The organism is Actinomycetospora sp. NBRC 106375 (assembly GCF_030269665.1).
Taxonomy (GTDB): domain Bacteria; phylum Actinomycetota; class Actinomycetes; order Mycobacteriales; family Pseudonocardiaceae; genus Actinomycetospora.
In genome coordinates this window covers 327395-342117 of sequence record NZ_BSTS01000005.1, presented here as the reverse complement: position 1 = coordinate 342117, position 14723 = coordinate 327395, and the positions used below count along the sequence as shown (strand labels likewise).

Annotated in this window: 18 protein-coding genes; 12 read left to right on the top strand and 6 right to left on the bottom strand. The window is 76.0% G+C overall.

From position 1 onward, the window contains the following. Positions 1–11 precede the first annotated feature (11 nt). Together mshD and QSK03_RS11240 are read right to left on the bottom strand one after the other, a co-directional pair. Positions 12–938 carry a mycothiol synthase gene (mshD, locus tag QSK03_RS11245; protein WP_285651748.1) on the bottom strand — a complete coding sequence of 309 codons (927 nt, stop codon included), beginning with the start codon at positions 936–938 and terminating at the stop codon, positions 12–14. A gap of 57 nt (positions 939–995) precedes the next feature. Beyond that, positions 996–1871 carry a winged helix-turn-helix transcriptional regulator gene (locus QSK03_RS11240; RefSeq protein ID WP_285651654.1) on the bottom strand — a complete coding sequence of 292 codons (876 nt, stop codon included), beginning with the start codon at positions 1869–1871 and terminating at the stop codon, positions 996–998. 228 nt (positions 1872–2099) lie between these two features. Between QSK03_RS11240 and QSK03_RS11235 the strand changes: the two genes are divergently transcribed. The 6 genes from QSK03_RS11235 (at position 2100) to QSK03_RS11210 (ending at position 6483) form a co-directional block, all read left to right on the top strand. Next, entirely contained in the window at positions 2100–2612 is a 513-nt protein-coding gene (locus tag QSK03_RS11235) for a TlpA family protein disulfide reductase (RefSeq protein WP_285651651.1), read from the top strand. 265 nt (positions 2613–2877) lie between these two features. Then, complete coding sequence (locus tag QSK03_RS11230) at positions 2878–3720, top strand: sulfurtransferase (protein WP_285651648.1); 843 nt, start codon at positions 2878–2880, stop codon at positions 3718–3720. Next, complete coding sequence (locus QSK03_RS11225; RefSeq protein ID WP_285651645.1) at positions 3720–4019, top strand: DUF1416 domain-containing protein; 300 nt, start codon at positions 3720–3722, stop codon at positions 4017–4019. The genes QSK03_RS11230 and QSK03_RS11225 overlap by 1 nt, the downstream gene beginning before the upstream one ends. Before the next feature lie 251 nt (positions 4020–4270). Continuing rightward, positions 4271–4930 (top strand): heme-binding beta-barrel domain-containing protein, encoded by a 660-nt coding sequence (locus tag QSK03_RS11220; RefSeq protein ID WP_285651643.1) that lies wholly within the window; start codon positions 4271–4273, stop codon positions 4928–4930. Positions 4931–4942: 12 nt separating this feature from the next. Then, complete coding sequence (locus QSK03_RS11215; protein ID WP_285651641.1) at positions 4943–5584, top strand: 5-oxoprolinase subunit B family protein; 642 nt, start codon at positions 4943–4945, stop codon at positions 5582–5584. Then, the gene (locus QSK03_RS11210; RefSeq protein ID WP_285651639.1) at positions 5581–6483 is read left to right on the top strand and encodes a 5-oxoprolinase subunit C family protein; all 903 of its coding nucleotides are present in this window, start codon (positions 5581–5583) and stop codon (positions 6481–6483) included. The genes QSK03_RS11215 and QSK03_RS11210 overlap by 4 nt, the downstream gene beginning before the upstream one ends. Here QSK03_RS11210 and QSK03_RS11205 read toward each other — a convergent pair. Further along, the gene (locus tag QSK03_RS11205; protein WP_285651637.1) at positions 6372–7520 is read right to left on the bottom strand and encodes a hypothetical protein; all 1149 of its coding nucleotides are present in this window, start codon (positions 7518–7520) and stop codon (positions 6372–6374) included. The genes QSK03_RS11210 and QSK03_RS11205 overlap by 112 nt on opposite strands. Positions 7521–7586: 66 nt before the next feature. After that, positions 7587–8594 carry a DivIVA domain-containing protein gene (locus QSK03_RS11200; protein WP_285651635.1) on the bottom strand — a complete coding sequence of 336 codons (1008 nt, stop codon included), beginning with the start codon at positions 8592–8594 and terminating at the stop codon, positions 7587–7589. A gap of 158 nt (positions 8595–8752) precedes the next feature. On the opposite strand from QSK03_RS11200, the gene QSK03_RS11195 reads away from it, so the two are divergent. From QSK03_RS11195 to QSK03_RS11180, 4 genes are all read left to right on the top strand, one after another. Further along, positions 8753–9196 (top strand): Fur family transcriptional regulator, encoded by a 444-nt coding sequence (locus QSK03_RS11195; protein ID WP_285651632.1) that lies wholly within the window; start codon positions 8753–8755, stop codon positions 9194–9196. Next, the gene (gene ygfZ, locus QSK03_RS11190) at positions 9193–10380 is read left to right on the top strand and encodes a CAF17-like 4Fe-4S cluster assembly/insertion protein YgfZ (RefSeq protein WP_285651630.1); all 1188 of its coding nucleotides are present in this window, start codon (positions 9193–9195) and stop codon (positions 10378–10380) included. The genes QSK03_RS11195 and ygfZ overlap by 4 nt, the downstream gene beginning before the upstream one ends. Next, positions 10377–11345 carry a threonine ammonia-lyase gene (locus QSK03_RS11185; RefSeq protein ID WP_285651628.1) on the top strand — a complete coding sequence of 323 codons (969 nt, stop codon included), beginning with the start codon at positions 10377–10379 and terminating at the stop codon, positions 11343–11345. The genes ygfZ and QSK03_RS11185 overlap by 4 nt, the downstream gene beginning before the upstream one ends. A 105-nt stretch (positions 11346–11450) precedes the next feature. Next, complete coding sequence (locus QSK03_RS11180) at positions 11451–12023, top strand: RsiG family protein (protein WP_285651625.1); 573 nt, start codon at positions 11451–11453, stop codon at positions 12021–12023. A 6-nt stretch (positions 12024–12029) separates the two neighbouring features. On the opposite strand, the gene QSK03_RS11175 is transcribed toward QSK03_RS11180, so the two are convergent. Continuing rightward, positions 12030–12935: a DUF8083 family protein gene (locus QSK03_RS11175; protein WP_285651622.1), complete on the bottom strand. Its 906-nt coding sequence runs from the start codon at positions 12933–12935 to the stop codon at positions 12030–12032. Between the two features lie 136 nt (positions 12936–13071). Between QSK03_RS11175 and QSK03_RS11170 the strand changes: the two genes are divergently transcribed. Both QSK03_RS11170 and QSK03_RS11165 read left to right on the top strand, forming a co-directional pair. Then, the gene (locus tag QSK03_RS11170) at positions 13072–13260 is read left to right on the top strand and encodes a DUF3073 domain-containing protein (protein WP_285651620.1); all 189 of its coding nucleotides are present in this window, start codon (positions 13072–13074) and stop codon (positions 13258–13260) included. Between the two features lie 79 nt (positions 13261–13339). Continuing rightward, positions 13340–13561, top strand: a complete 222-nt coding sequence (locus QSK03_RS11165) for a hypervirulence associated TUDOR domain-containing protein (RefSeq protein WP_285651617.1) — start codon at positions 13340–13342, stop codon at positions 13559–13561. Between the two features lie 8 nt (positions 13562–13569). On the opposite strand, the gene purM is transcribed toward QSK03_RS11165, so the two are convergent. Beyond that, positions 13570–14691, bottom strand: coding sequence for a phosphoribosylformylglycinamidine cyclo-ligase (gene purM / locus QSK03_RS11160; protein WP_285651614.1), 1122 nt, complete (start codon positions 14689–14691; stop codon positions 13570–13572). Between the last annotated feature and the right edge of the window lie 32 nt (positions 14692–14723).

The window sequence follows — 14723 nt, the reverse complement described above, 5'->3', positions numbered from 1 at the left end:
ACGCTCGGCGATCAGCGCTGGTAGGAGACGTCCACGGCGTCCCGCTCGAAGCCGAGGCGGCGGTAGGTGGCGATCGCCGCGGCGTTGTCGCCCTCGACGTACAGGATGGTCGTGCGCAGACCGCGACCCGCCAGGTGGTGGAGCCCCGCGAGGGTCAGGGCGCGCCCGAGACCGCGGCCCTGGGCGTCCGGGTCGACGCCGACGACGTAGACCTCGCCGAGCCGTTCCGGGAGGACGTCGTGGACCTTGGTGAAGTGGAAGCCGAGCAGCTGCCCGGTCGCGGTGTCCCACGCGAGCAGGACGCCCGCGGCGTCGAACCAGGGCTCGGCCTCGATCTCGGCGACGTCCGCGCGGGTCCAGCCGCTCTGCTCGGGGTGCCACGAGAAGGCGCGGTTGTTCACGGCGACGACGGCGTCCTCGTCCTCGCCCACGCGCAGCGGGCGGATCGCGACGCCGTCGGGCACGGCGAGCTCCGGCAGCGGCGGCGCCTCGTGCCCGGGCGCGGGACGGCGCATGCGCCACAGCTCGCGGGCCCGGCGGCGTCCCGCGCGCTCGGCGAGGCGCGCGGCACCGGGATGGTCGCCGTGGGCCCAGAAGCGGGCCCCGGGCGCGGCCTCGAGCACCGCGTCGACGAGGGCCGCACCGACGCCGTGCCGTCTCCCGGCGGGCAGGACCGCGAGCTCGGCCACGGGGTCGTCGGGGTTCTCCTCGTCGAGCAGGGCGTGGCCGACCAGGTCGCCGCCGTCGTGCACGAGCAGGTGCCGGGACGTGGGCCGGGCGTGGCCCGTTCCGGTGCCGAGGGCCGCGATGTCGCGCCGGGCCGGCTCGGCGTAGGCGTCGACGTTGTCCGCCGCCGCGACCGCGGCCGCGAGCGCGCGCACGTCGTCCCCGTCCGGCGATCCGTCCTGCGGGGTGGCCGTCGACACCCACCGCGTCATGAGCACGGGCCGGACCGTAGCGGTGACGACCGGCCGGCGTGCGTCACTGACGTCGCGTCACACGCCCCGGGCCCACGCGGCGGGCCGGACCACCCGGGCGTCGTCCCACGATCCGGTGGGCACCGAGGATCGCGGCGTCGGCGTCGCGGGCAGGCCTCGTCCTGATGGCCCGGACGGCCCGGCGGGCCCGGGGGCGTCCTTGTCGTCGACCTCGGCGTGCTCGGCGGGATCGTCGGCGGTCTCCGACCGGCTCGTGCCCAGCACCCCGCGCATCGGGCGCACGAACTTGTAGCCGACGTTGCGCACGGTGCCGATGAGCTGCTCGTGCTCGGGACCGAGCTTGGCGCGCAGGCGCCGCACGTGGACGTCGACGGTGCGCGTGCCGCCGAAGAAGTCGTAGCCCCAGACCTCCTGCAGCAGCTGGGCGCGGGTGAAGACGCGGCCGGCGTGCTGGGCGAGGTACTTGAGGAGCTCGAACTCCTTGTAGGTGAGGTCGAGCGGGCGCCCGCGCAGCCGCGCGGTGTAGGTGGCCTCGTCGATGACCAGCTCACCGAGGACGAGCGCGCCGTCGGCCCCGGCGCCGTCGGAGGCGCGCCGGGCCCGCAGCAGGCGCAGGCGGGCGTCGATCTCGGCGGGCCCGGCACCCGGCAGCAGCACCTCGTCGACGCCCCACTCGAGGGACACGGCGACGAGGCCGCCCTCGGTGAGGACGGCGATGACGGGCACGTCCAGGCCGGTGGAGCCGAGCAGGCGGCACAGGCTGCGGGCGGCGGCGAGGTCGTGGCGGGCGTCGACCAGCACGGCGTCGTGCGGGCCCGCGTCGAGCAGGGCCGCGACCTCGGGGGCCGCGGTCCGGAGTCCATGGGGTAGCAGGGCCAGCGACGGCAACACTGACGTCGGCTCGGGGTCGGCGGTGAGCAGTAGGAGCTCCACGCTGTTCTCCCTCCGCGATCGTGGGTCGAACGATAGACCAGTTCACCGCGCTGTCACCCGCCCGCGCGTTCCATGTCACTTCGCTCCGTCCGCCCGGCTCCGGACGACCCGGCGCGGCCCGTCGACCAGGCAGGACCGTCACCGGGCTACGGTGGGTGAGCAAGGCGCGCGGTATCACCTCGACGGGTGCTCGCGGGACGTCGTCACGGCGACGGGGGGAGGGCTGCGGTGCCGGGCTGGGTGCTCGTGGTGGTCGTCGTCGCGCTGGTGGTGGTGCTCGTCGCCGGCCTCGCGCTCGCACTGCTGCGGCTGCGGCGCCGCCGGGCCGCACGTCTGCCGATGCCGTCGCCCGCCCCGGTCGACGACCCCGGGCCGGAGGGCACCCGCCGCGACCTGCGGGCGGTGTCGCCGCACCCGAGCAGCCCGGTCAGCGGTGTCCTCCCCCACGACCTCGCCGCACCGCCCGGGGGCCTCGCGCTGCTGCAGCTGTCCTCGCAGTTCAGCGCCGACTGCCGCGCCTCGCGTGCCGTGCTCACCGACGTCGCCTCGGAGCACCCCGGGGTGACCGTCCGCGAGGTGGACGTGGCGATGCGGCCCGAGCTGGTGCGGCTCCTGCGCATCGACCGCACCCCGACGACGCTGGTCGTCGACCCCCGCGGCGTCGAGCTCGCCCGCACCGTCGGCGTGCCGCGACGGGCCGATCTGCTGGGCACGCTCGCCCCGCTGCGGCGCACGGGCTGAGGCGGGACCACGGACGGGTGAGATCACCCTCGGTCGGGGGCCGAATCTTCGGTAGCGTGGCGGCCGTGAACGGAGGGCTCACCCAGCGCCGCGCGGTCGATCTGTGCCGCGTCGACTCCAGCCTCTGTCGCTGACCCCTCCCCGGACGACGTCCGCCCGGAGACCGTTCACCTGAGTCATCCCAGTGTGTCCGCTGGTCCCGGCCGTGCGCGTCGCCCGTCCGCACCGTCCGAACAACCGAGCAATCCCGAGGAGCAGGACACACATGAGCCGCCAGGACGCCCTGGTCAGTGCCGACTGGGCCGAGCAGAACCTCGACGCCCCGAACACCGTCTTCGTCGAGGTCGACGAGGACACCACCGCGTACGACGGGGGGCACATCCCCGGCGCGGTGAAGCTCGACTGGAAGACCGAGCTGCAGGACCCGGTGCGCCGCGACTTCGTCGACAAGGCGGGCTTCGAGAAGCTGCTCTCCTCGAAGGGCATCGCGAACGACGACACCGTCATCCTCTACGGCGGGAACAACAACTGGTTCGCGGCCTACGCGTACTGGTACTTCAAGCTCTACGGCCACCAGGCCGTGAAGCTCCTCGACGGCGGCCGCAAGAAGTGGGAGCTCGACGGGCGCAAGCTCGACACCGAGGTCCCGCAGCGCCCGGCGACGCAGTTCACCGCGCAGGAGCAGGACAGCTCCATCCGCGCGTTCCGCGACGAGGTCGTCAACGCCATCGGCACCAAGAACCTCGTCGACGTCCGCTCGCCCGACGAGTTCTCCGGCAAGCTCCTCGCCCCGGCGCACCTCCCGCAGGAGCAGGCGCAGCGCGGCGGCCACATCCCCTCGGCGCTGAACGTGCCGTGGTCGAAGGCCGCCAACGAGGACGGCACCTTCAAGTCGGACGACGAGCTCCGGAAGCTCTACTCCGAGCAGGGCCTGGACTCCTCGCGCCCGACCATCGCCTACTGCCGCATCGGCGAGCGCAGCTCGCACACCTGGTTCGCCCTGCACGAGCTGCTCGGCGAGACCGACGTGAAGAACTACGACGGCAGCTGGACCGAGTACGGCTCGCTCGTCGGTGTGCCGGTCGAGACGGGAGACGGAAAGTCCTGATGTGCAGCGCACCTGACCAGAACGCCGACCTGCCCGCCGGCACCGACCTGAGCAAGGAGTCGGTCGTCGTCGGCAAGGTGACCTCCAGGGGCTCGCCCGTCGGCGGCGCCTACGTCCGCCTCCTCGACGGCACCGGCGAGTTCACCGCCGAGGTCGTCTCGTCCGCCTCCGGCGACTACCGGTTCTTCGCGGCCCCCGGCACCTGGACCGTCCGCGCGCTCTCGCGCTCGGGCAACGGCCAGTCCGAGGTCGCCGTCGGCGGTCCGGGCCTCTTCACCACCGAGGTCGCCGTCGCCTGACCCACCAGCGAAGTGCCGTCACGGACGCTCAGCGTCCGTATCGGTACTTCGATCACCGGGACGCTCACGTCGCCCGCTCGCCACGCCCGCACCGGGCGCGGCGGGCGGGCGGTGTCGTTTCGTTAGGGTGGGCCGGTGGCGTGGTTCTACACCGTCCTGCTCGCCGCGTGCAGCGCCGGGATCCTGACCGTCGGCGTCGCGCTGACGCGGCGACTCTTCCGCGACGAGGTCCTCACCGGCGAGGAGGAGAGATGAGCACGCCCCCGACCCCCGACGACGCCGACCTGCCCGAGGGCAGCAGCGGCAACGAGGCCATCCGGGCCGCGGCCGAGCGCGCCGAGCACACCCGCGACGCGAACCTCCCGGCCTGGCCCGATCTGCCGATCGAGAACGACACCGCCAACCTGCGCCTCGGCCCCGAGCTGAACGACGCGCTGCTCGGCCTGCTGCCACTGGTCGGGGTGTGGCGGGGCGAGGGCGAGGTCGTCTACCCGACGATCGACGGCCCGTTCCACTTCGGTCAGCAGATCACCGTGGCCCACGACGGTCGCCCGTTCCTGTCCTGGGAGGCGCGCAGCTGGATCCTCGACGGGCCCGGGGGCGCGGTCGTGCGCCCCGCCGCCCGCGAGGTCGGCTGGTGGCGCGCGCAGGAGGACGGCACGATCGAGCTCCTGCTCGCCCACCACACCGGGATCATCGAGCTCTACTACGGCGCGAGCCGCACCCAGACCTCCTGGGAGCTGCAGACCGACGCGATCGCGCGCACCTCCACGGCCAAGGAGGTCAACGGCGCGACGCGGCTCTACGGCATCGTCGAGGACGGCGACCTCGCCTACGTCGAGGAGCGCGCCATGGAGGGCCAGCCGCTGCAGCCGCACACCTCCGCCCGCCTGCACCGCGTCGTCGGCTGACGCGTCCCCACCGTGGAGGTCCGCCCGGCCGGCCCGGAGGCCCTCCTGGTCGACCTCGACGGGCTCGACCAGGTGGCCGCGGTCGGGTCCGCGCTGCGCCACGCCCTCGACCGGGGCCGGCTGCCGGGGATCGTCGACGTCGTGCCCGCCGCCCGCACGGTGCTCGTCACCGCGCCCGGCGACGGCGCGGCCCTGCGGGCGGTCCGGACACTGCTCGACGACGTCGACACCACCGCCGTCCCGGACCGGGACGACGCGGGCACCGTCGAGCTGCCCGTGGTCTACGACGGCGAGGACCTCCCGCTCGTGGCCCGGGACGCGGGCTGGTCGGCCGCCGAGGTCGTCACGGCGCACACCGGCGCGTCGCTGACGGTCGCCTTCGGGGGCTTCGCGCCGGGCTTCGCCTACCTCACGGGGCTGCCCGAGCCCCTCCAGCAGCCCCGCCTCGACACCCCCCGGGCCCGGATCCCGGCCGGCTCCGTGGGCGTCGCCGGGGAGTTCGGCGGGGTGTACCCGCGCACCTCGCCGGGCGGGTGGCGGCTGATCGGGCGGCTCACCGACGACGCGCCGACGCTCTTCGATCCCGACCGCGACCCGCCGGCGCTGCTGGTGCCGGGGACGACGGTCCGCTTTCGAGACGCGGGGTCGGCGTGACCCGCGAGCTCGTGGTCACCGAGGTCGGCCCGCAGGCCCTCGTCGTCGACCGCGGACGGCCCGGCTGGGCCCACATCGGCGTCCCGCCGGCCGGCGCCGTCGACGGCCCCGCGCACGCGCTGGCCCAGCGCCTCGTCGGCAACCCGGCCGACGCCGCCGGACTGGAGGTCCTCCTCGGCGGCCTCGCCCTCCGCGCCACGGCGGCGACCACGGTCGCGCTCACCGGCCCGCCCGGCGGCCTATGGCGGCACCGCGTCGGCGCGCCGGACCGGGCGCTCGCCTCCCACCAGCCCGTGCACCTGCTCGCCGGGGACGTCGTGACGGTTCCGCCGCCGAGCACGGGACTGCGCGGCTACCTGGCCGTCGGCGGGGGCATCACGGTCGACCCGGTGCTCGGCAGCCGCAGCGCGGACACCCTCTCGGGGCTCGGGCCGCCGGCGCTGGAGGTCGGCACCCGGCTCCCGCTCGGCCCACCGCCGCCCGTCCCGCCCGTCGGCACCGGCGCGATCGGCGTGTCGGTCGCCCCGGACGCCGCCGTGCTGCGCCTGCACCTCGGGCCGCGGGCCGACTGGGTCGACGGGGCCGCCGAGCGCCTGCGCGCCGGGACGTGGACCGTGGCCCCGACCGGTGACCGTGTCGGCGTGCGGCTCGAGGGCCCGCCGCTCGCGCGTGCGGCGGAGCGCCGCGGCGTGGAGCTGCGCAGCGAAGGTCTGGTCGGCGGTGCCGTGCAGGTGCCGCCGGACGGGCAGCCCGTCGTGTTCCTCGCCGATCACCCGACGACCGGCGGCTATCCCGTCGTCGGCGTCGTCGACCCCGCCGAACTGGCGGTGTTCGCCCAGCTCCGGCCCGGGTCGTCGGTGCGGTTCTCGCCGGTGGTGGGGTCGCCGCCGGGTACCTGATCCCCGGGGAGCAGGCCGAGGCCGCGCGCGACGACGGTCGCGAGCCGGTCCTCGTCGACGCCCACGAGACCGGCCACCTGCGCCGGGCTCAGTCCGGCGCGCAGCAGCGCGGTGACGTCCTTCTCCCCCGGCGCGCCGCCGGAGCCGTTCGCGCCGCCCTCCGCGGCCGCCAGCGCCGCCACCGCGGCGCCCGGATCCCGCAGGAGCACGGCGAGCAGCCGGTCCTTCGCCGACTCGGTGGCGCCGTCGGCCGGAGCCGCCGGCGAGGACGCGCGCGGCGTCGGGGACGGCGGGACCGCGGTCCCGTCCGCGCCGCCGTCGGGGCCCTCCGCATCGGCCGCGGCGTGGCGGGGTCGGTGGGCGGCCGGGGGCTGGTCGGCGTCAGGAGTGTCCGGCGCGGCGGCGGCGGTCGCGAGGCTCACGGCGTACGGCCGGAAGAGCGGCGCGACCGGACGGTCCGCGGCCGGGGTCGGCGGGGGGCCCGTGGCCGGGGCCGTCGGGGTGCTCGCGCTCGGGCTCACCGCAGCGCTCTCGCTCGGGGTCGCGGGGCCGTCCGCGGCGTCCGTGCCGGCCTCGTCGCCGTCGCCTGCCGTGTCCGCCCTGACGTCCGTGGCTTCCGTGAGCGCCGTGACCGCCGTGTCGTCCGCCGGTACCTCGGCGCCACCGTCGGGCGCCGCGCCGCTCGCCGACGTCTCGCGGTCGTCTCCCGCGAGCCCCGCCCGCACGGCGTCGACGTCGAGCGGATCGGTCGACGGGTCCGCGTAGTCCGCGCGCGACGTCTCGTCCGGGGAGTCACCCAGGTTCGACACGGGCTTGCGGGTCACGTTCCGGGGCGCCGCCTCGCCCGGCGGGCCGGTCCACGCGGCCTCGGGGTCGGCCCGTCCCGCCTCGAGCGCCGGCGGCGGCCAGGCCGCGGCGGCCGCGGCGCGCCGCGCGCGGCGGCGGCGCACACCGGAGACGACGATCAGCACCAGGGCGATCACCAGGAGGACGGCAGCCACCACGATCCACGTGATCGGGGACTCGAGCACGCGCATGACCGCAGACGGTACGCCGTCCGGGCGCGTCGCGGCGGGTCGAACGGTCACTGACCGTCGGACGGGTCACCCGTCTGCCGCACGCTCCGGCGTCGATGGGGCCGGACGGGTCGCCGCCGTCGAGGGGTGGGCGCCCTCGGTCACCTCGACCGCGTCCGCCGACCCGGTGTCGGCGTCGGGCCCGGTGTCGGGCGCCGTGTCCGCCGTGTCCGACGCCGTGTCCGACGGCGAGTCCGACGCGGTGTCCGTCGCGTCCCCGGGGGCCGGCGTGGCACCGACGGTCAGGGTGTCCTCGACCCCGGCCGCGGCGATCTGCTCGCGGGACGCCTCGACGGTCGGGTCCTGCCCGCGGGCGCGGCCGTCGGCGGCCGGCACGGCCGTGGGCGCGGGCGCCCCGGGCGGGACGGGACGCCCCGCGCCGTGGGGCGGGCGCGGAGCAGGGCCGGGCGGCGCGGGCGGACGTCCCGGACCCCGCCACGGGCCGGGCGCGGGCCCGGGTGCGCCCGAGGCCGCGGGCCGCGGCGGGACGGGCGGACCCGCCGACGGGCGCACCGGCCCGGAGACGATGTCGTCGAGACGGCCGCGCAGGCGGACGAGCTCGTCGACGACGGCGTCGCGCTGGGCCCGCAGCTCGGCGAGCGCGGCGCGGGACTCGGCGTGCTCGGCCAGCAGGGACTCCGCGGCCTTGCTGCGCACGAGCTGCGCCTCCTGCTCGGCGGCCTGCAGGATGCCGCGCAGGCGGTCGTTGAAGGCGCCCACCATGTCCGGGTTGCCCGCGACCTCCTCCTCGGCGAGGGGCGTGCGGCGCGCCTCCGGGATCGTGTCGGAGAGCCGCCCTTCGAGGGCGGCCGCGTCCGGGCCGGGCGCGGAGCGCCGGCGTTCGCGGACGGCGAGCTGCGCGCGGAGCTGCGCGTTCATCCGGCGCAGGCCGGCCACGTGCTCGTCGACCTGGCGGCGGTCGTAGCCCCGCAGCACGACGTCGAAGTGCGGACCGGGGCTGTCCTCCTCGATGCCCGAGAGGTCCAGGTAGTGCTCCGCGTCGGGCGGTGTGCGTCCCTGCTCACCGGTCGTCATCATCACCTGCCTGGGGCCGGGAACGGCGGAGCGCCGGCTGTGGGCGCGGAACCCTGCCGATCGTAGGGACCGCGGCAGCCCCGTGCACGGAGCGGCGGCGGCCCGACGCGCCGCGTGCACCCGTCGGAGGACCGCCGGCGAGGCCTACCATCAGTGGGGTGGACACCGAACTGCGGCAGACGCTGCACCGTCGCGGCCTGCGCATGACCCCGCAGCGCCAGCTGGTGCTCGACGCGGTCGCGGAGCTCGGTCACGCCACACCGGAGACGATCTGCACCCGGGTGCAGGAGATCGCACCCGCGGTGAACATCACCACGGTCTACCGGACGCTGGACCTGCTCGAGCAGCTCGGGGTCGTCAAGCACACGCACCTCGGGCACGGGGCGCCGACGTACGCGACGTCCGAGCACGAGCACGTCCACCTCGTCTGTCACCACTGCGGCCGGGTCGACGAGATCGAGGCCTCGGCTCTCGACGACCTGGCCGGCGCCCTGCGGGAGTCGCACGGCTTCCGCCTGGACGCCACGCACGTCGCGCTGTCGGGCACCTGCCGCGACTGCGCGGACCGCGCCGACGCCGAGCTCGCGGAGGACGCCCCGTGACCTCTTCCCCTTCCTTCGACGAACCGGGGGCCGTTGCGCCCCAGCCCGCCGACGACGGCACGGAGCCGGAGCTCGACGCCGCCGTCCCCGCCCACTACGGCGACCCGTTCGGCGAGCAGCGCGCGCTGACCCGCCGCGCCGGGGTCGTCGACCGCTCCCAGCGCGGGATCCTGCGCGTCACCGGGCCCGAGCGGCTGAGCTGGCTGCACCTGCTGCTGTCGCAGCAGGTCGCCGACCTGCCCGACGGCGCGGGCACCGAGGGCCTCGTTCTCGACGCCCAGGGCCGCATCGAGCACCACGCCGTGCTCGCCCACGTCGACGACACGGTGTGGCTCGACGTCGAGCCCGGCCGGGCGGCCGCGCTGGCCGACTACCTCGACCGGATGCGCTTCTGGTCCCAGGTCGAGGTGGCCGACGCCACCGGGGAGTGGGCCCTGCTCTCGCTCGTCGGGCCCGCCGTGGACGAGGTGCTCACCGCCGCGGGCGTGGACGCCCCCCACGGCGACCACGCGGCGGCAGCGCTCCCGGGCGCCGGAGACGGAGCGCAGCGGAGCTCGACCCATGAGACCGGCATCGTGCGGCGCATGCCCTGGCCCGGTCCGGACGCCGAGGGCGCGGTCGACCTGATCGTGCCGCGGGACGGCCTCGCGTCGTGGTGGTCGCGGCTGCGCGGCGCCGACGCCCGCCCCGCGGGCCACGACGCGTTCGAGGCGCTGCGGGTCGCGTCGCTGAAGCCGCGTCTCGGCCTCGACACCGACGAGCGCGCCATCCCGCACGAGATGGGTTGGATCGGCGAGGCCGTGCACCTGCAGAAGGGCTGCTACCGCGGCCAGGAGACGGTCTCGCGCGTCGCCAACCTGGGACGTCCCCCGCGGCAGCTCGTGCTCCTGCACCTGCAGTCCGGGGACGACCCGCTGCCGCTGCCGGGCACGCCGGTGCTCGCCGCGGAGGGCGGGCGCGCGGTCGGCCGGATCGGCAGCGCGGTGCGTCACCACGAGCTGGGGACGGTCGCGCTCGCCCTGCTCAAGCGCTCGGCGATCGCGTCCGCCACCGGCGCCGAGCTGTGGGTGGCGCCGGAGGGCGAGGGCTTCGTGCCGGGCCCGGCCACCGTCGACCCCGACTCGATCCCGCCGGACACCGGCGAACCGCCCGGGCGCGCGGCGATGCGGCGGCTGAAGGGGTGACCCTCCTCGGCCCCGACGACGTCGCCGCGGCCGCGGCGGTGCTCGCCGGGGTCGCCGAACGCACGCCGGTCCAGGACCTCACGGGGGACCTCGCCGGTCTCGCGGTCAAGCGCGAGGACCGGCAGCCGATCGGCGCGTTCAAGCTGCGCGGGGCCTACCACGCCGCGAGCCGCCTGACGCCCGAGCGGCGCGCGGCCGGGCTCGTCACCCACTCCTCGGGCAACCACGGGCGCGCCCTCGCCTGGGTCGCACGGCAGCTCGGTGTCCCGTGCACGGTCGTGGCCCCCGACGACGCCGTGGCCGCCAAGGTCGCCGCGATGGCCGACCTCGGCGCCCGGCTGGTGCGCGTCCCCGCCGACCGGCGCGAGTCCGCGGCCGACGCCGTCGTCGCCGAGACCGGCGCGACCCTGGTCCCGCCCTACGACCACCGTGACGTCATCGCGGGGCAGGGCACGGTCGGCGCCGAGATCCTCGCCGACCGCCCGGACGTCGAGCGGGTCGTCGTCCCGGTCGGCGGCGGCGGGCTGATCAGCGGCATCGCGGCGGCGCTGCGCGGGTCCGGGGTGCGCGTGGTCGGTGCCGAGCCCACGCTGGCCGGGGACGCGGCGGCGAGCAAGCGGGCCGGTGAGCGGGTCCGCTGGCCCCGGGAGAGCGTCGCCGCCACGGCCGCCGACGGCCTGCGCGCCACCGTGCTCGGGGAGCTCACCTGGCCGCACGTCCGCGATCTCGTCGACGAGGTGGTGACCGTCGACGAGGAGGCGATCGCCGACGCCACCCGGCGCCTGCACCGCGCCGGCGTGCCCTGCGAGGCCAGCGGCGCCGTCTCCACCGCCGCCTGGCGGGCGATGCCGCCCGAGGATCGCGCGCGGCGCACGGTCGCCGTGGTCAGCGGCGGCAACGTCGACCCCGCGTGGCTCGCCCGGGTGCTGGCGGACGGCGGGAGGCCCGTGCCGACATCCGGGTGACACGCCCAGCGCCGAGCGACCGGCGCGCGCGCGGCACGCACCTCTCGACGCGTCGACCCGGGTGCGGGATGACATCCCCCACGTCGGTCGCGCACCATGGCGCACATGATCGAGTTCCGGCAGGGCGGTCGTCGGCGCCTCGACCGCGTGCTCGACCCCGCCTTCCTCGCCGACCTGACGACGTGCCCGATGGACGACGTCCGCGCCAGGCGTGACGACGCGGCCCAGGAGGAGACCGACCTGTCCTACCTGCGCCGTCTGCTGCACGCGCGGATGGACATCGTCCGGTTCGAGCAGCGCCGCCGCGTCGCCGCCGACCGGGGCGAGGACGCCCCGTCGCTGGTCGACGAGCTGCCACGCATCCTCGCCGACAACGCCCTCGGCCCGTCCGCGGGCCGCGGCCGGCACCACACCGTGCAGCCCTCGCGCGCCGAGTCGCACCGGCGCCACGTCGAGGCCTTGCTCGCCGACACCGGCCTCTCCGACGTCGCGAGCCTCTCCGAGGCCGACCTCACGGCCGCCGCGACCGCGTACGCCGAGGAGGAGGGCTCCGTCTCCGAGCACCGCGGCCGCGTGCAGCAGGTCATGGACGCCTGCAACGACGAGCTGGGCCGGCGCTACCGCGACGGCTCCGCCTCGGTCGACGACCTCCTGCGCAAGGAGCGCGAGGGTGCCTGACGGCAGCTAGTTCGCGCGCTGGTGGGCCGCGACGCCGGCCCAGAAGTCGCGCAGGCGCCGGTAGCTCCCCATCGCCCGCTCGGCGTCGCCGGCCCGCAGGGCCTCGAGCGCCTCGGCGACGTCCTCGGCGGAGGTGTCGGCCGCGAGCGTCTGGTCGTCCATCAGCTGCACGAGGCCGCCGTAGTCGAGCTCGACGAGCGCGCCGGCGTCGAAGTGGCGCATCCACCGCGCCGTGTCGCGCAGCACGTCCGACGGCCCGTCCTCGCCGAGGGTCTCGGTCAGGAGGTCGGCGCCCTGGTCGGCGCGGGCGAGCGCATCGGCCATCGACATGCGCCAGTAGCAGCGGCGGGCCGGCGCCTCGGGTGCGGTGACCGCGTCGTCGCTCGGCAGCACCAGGATGCGCTCGGCCGGGTCGACGAGCGCGAACCACGGCAGGGGGACGGTCCAGGTCGCCGAGACGATGTGCGTGGCCGAGTCGCCGAGCTCGGCGACGACGGCCTCCGCGCGGGAGCGCACCACCGACTCCTCGACCGGCAGCGCCGCGCTGCGCAGCACGGGCGTCTCGCCGCTGAGGAACCCGACCAGGGCCGCCGCGGCGCGGGGGCGGGTCTCCAACGGGCACACGAGCGTCTTCGGCCCGACCGGCTCCTGCCCGCTCGTCCCGCCCGGTCCCTCGGCCAGGAGCACGTCGGCCGGGCCGTCGTAGGACGTGCCGTCGCTGCGCTCCCCGGGGAGCAGCCGCGGCGGGACGCCCAGCTGTGCGCGGAGACACACATCACGATCGCGACGTCCGGCGTCGACCACCGGCACCGCGCCGCGGGTCAGACCGGCCCGCACCCGCGCTGCCAGCGGTCCCTGCAGCGCACCGAGGGGTTCGTAGACGCGCAGGTAGCAGACGAAGGGAGCGGGCACGGGCGCCGATCGTGCCATGTCACGTCGCGACCCCGATCGGACACACGGTATTGTCGTGGGTACGAGAGTTACCTCAGATTTCAGGGGGCCGCCGGAACAGTCCGGCCGCCCCCGCCCTGTGCGAGGGGGTCCAGCCATGGGACGCGGACGAGCCAAGGCCAAGCAGACGAAGGTGGCCCGAGAGCTCAAGTACAGCTCCCCGAACACGGACTTCGACGCGCTGCAGCAGGAGTTGGGCAGCGGCGACGACCGGTTCACGCGACGCTCCGACGACGACGAGCAGGTCGACGCGCGCTGGGGTGAGTACAGCTACGACGAGCGGTGACCTCCGCTCTCCTTCGCTGACACGGTTCCCTCCCGGGGACGGCGTGCTTCGCCGCCCACCGGGCGGGTATCCGCGCCTCGTGACCAAGGCGTTCAGCAAGGGCGACGACGTGAAGTGGAACTGGGGTCCCGGCCAGGCCGAGGCCACCGTGAAGGAAGTCCACACCGATCGCGTCGAGCGCACCATCGACGGCAAGAAGAAGACCCGCAACGGCTCGGACGACAACCCGGCCTACGTGCTGGAGCAGTCCGACGGCCAGCGGGTGCTCAAGCTCCACTCGGAGCTCATGCCCGACGACTAGCGGCCACCTCAGAAGCGGGGGTGGTCGCCCCTCAGGACCGCGTGCCCGTGCTTCTTGCCGGCCTCGTCGTCGTCGGCGGTGGCCCGCACCTCGCCGAGCACCCAGGACGGCACGTGCTTGGCCGTCAGCACCGCCATGGCGCGGTCGACGTCGTCGGGCGGCAGCACGACCACCATCCCGACGCCCATGTTGAAGGTGCGCTCCATCTCCTCGCGGGTCACCCGGCCGCGGGAGGCGATGAGCTTGAAGACGGGCGCCGGGGTCCACGTCGTGCGGTCGAGCTCGGCGGTGACGCCGGCGGGCAGCACGCGGGCGAGGTTGGCGCACAGGCCGCCGCCGGTGACGTGCGCGAAGGTGCGCACGTCGGTCTCGGCGGCCACGGCCAGGCAGTCGCGGGCGTAGATGCGGGTGGGCTCGAGCAGCTCCTCGCCCAGCGTGCGGCCGAACTCCTCGACGTGGCCGTCGAGCGACATCCGCCCGATCTCGAGGAGCACCTGGCGGGCCAGCGAGTAGCCGTTGGAGTGCAGGCCCGACGCGGCCATCGCGACGACGGTGTCGCCCGGCCGGACACGGTCCGGTCCGAGCATCCCGTCCGCCTCGACGACGCCGACGCCCGTGGCCGACAGGTCGTAGTGGTGGGGCTCCATGACACCCGGGTGCTCGGCGGTCTCGCCCCCGAGCAGCGCGCAGCCGGCGAGCCGGCAGCCCTCGGCGATACCCGAGACGATCTTCTCGACCTTCTCCGGCACGAGCTTGCCGATGGCCAGGTAGTCCTGGAGGAACAGGGGCTCGGCCCCGCAGACGACGAGGTCGTCGACCACCATCGCCACCAGGTCGCGGCCCACGGTGTCGTGCTTGTCGGCGGCCTGCGCGACCGCGAGCTTGGTGCCGACGCCGTCAGTGGACGCCGCCAGCACCGGCTCCCGGTAGCGCCCGGTGCGCAGCGCGAACAGCCCCGCGAACCCCCCGATGCCGCCCAGGACCTCCGCGCGCGACGTCGACGCCGCCAGCGGCTTGAGCCGGTCGACCGCACGGTCCCCCGCCTCCACGTCGACCCCGGCCGCGGCGTAGCTGGCGCCGGTGCCGTGCGGATCGGCCGCGCGCGCCGGGTCCTCGGGGGCGTGGGTCATCGGTCGGGTACCTCGCAGGGCGGGTGGGAGGG

Coding starts and splice junctions, on each gene's coding strand:
- mshD (WP_285651748.1), bottom strand. CDS start 938: ATGACGCGGTGGGTGTCGACGGCCACCCCGCAGGACGGATCGCCGGAC.
- QSK03_RS11230 (WP_285651648.1), top strand. CDS start 2,878: ATGAGCCGCCAGGACGCCCTGGTCAGTGCCGACTGGGCCGAGCAGAAC.
- QSK03_RS11225 (WP_285651645.1), top strand. CDS start 3,720: ATGTGCAGCGCACCTGACCAGAACGCCGACCTGCCCGCCGGCACCGAC.
- QSK03_RS11220 (WP_285651643.1), top strand. CDS start 4,271: ATGAGCACGCCCCCGACCCCCGACGACGCCGACCTGCCCGAGGGCAGC.
- QSK03_RS11205 (WP_285651637.1), bottom strand. CDS start 7,520: ATGCGCGTGCTCGAGTCCCCGATCACGTGGATCGTGGTGGCTGCCGTC.
- QSK03_RS11200 (WP_285651635.1), bottom strand. CDS start 8,594: ATGACGACCGGTGAGCAGGGACGCACACCGCCCGACGCGGAGCACTAC.
- QSK03_RS11180 (WP_285651625.1), top strand. CDS start 11,451: ATGATCGAGTTCCGGCAGGGCGGTCGTCGGCGCCTCGACCGCGTGCTC.
- QSK03_RS11170 (WP_285651620.1), top strand. CDS start 13,072: ATGGGACGCGGACGAGCCAAGGCCAAGCAGACGAAGGTGGCCCGAGAG.
- purM (WP_285651614.1), bottom strand. CDS start 14,691: ATGACCCACGCCCCCGAGGACCCGGCGCGCGCGGCCGATCCGCACGGC.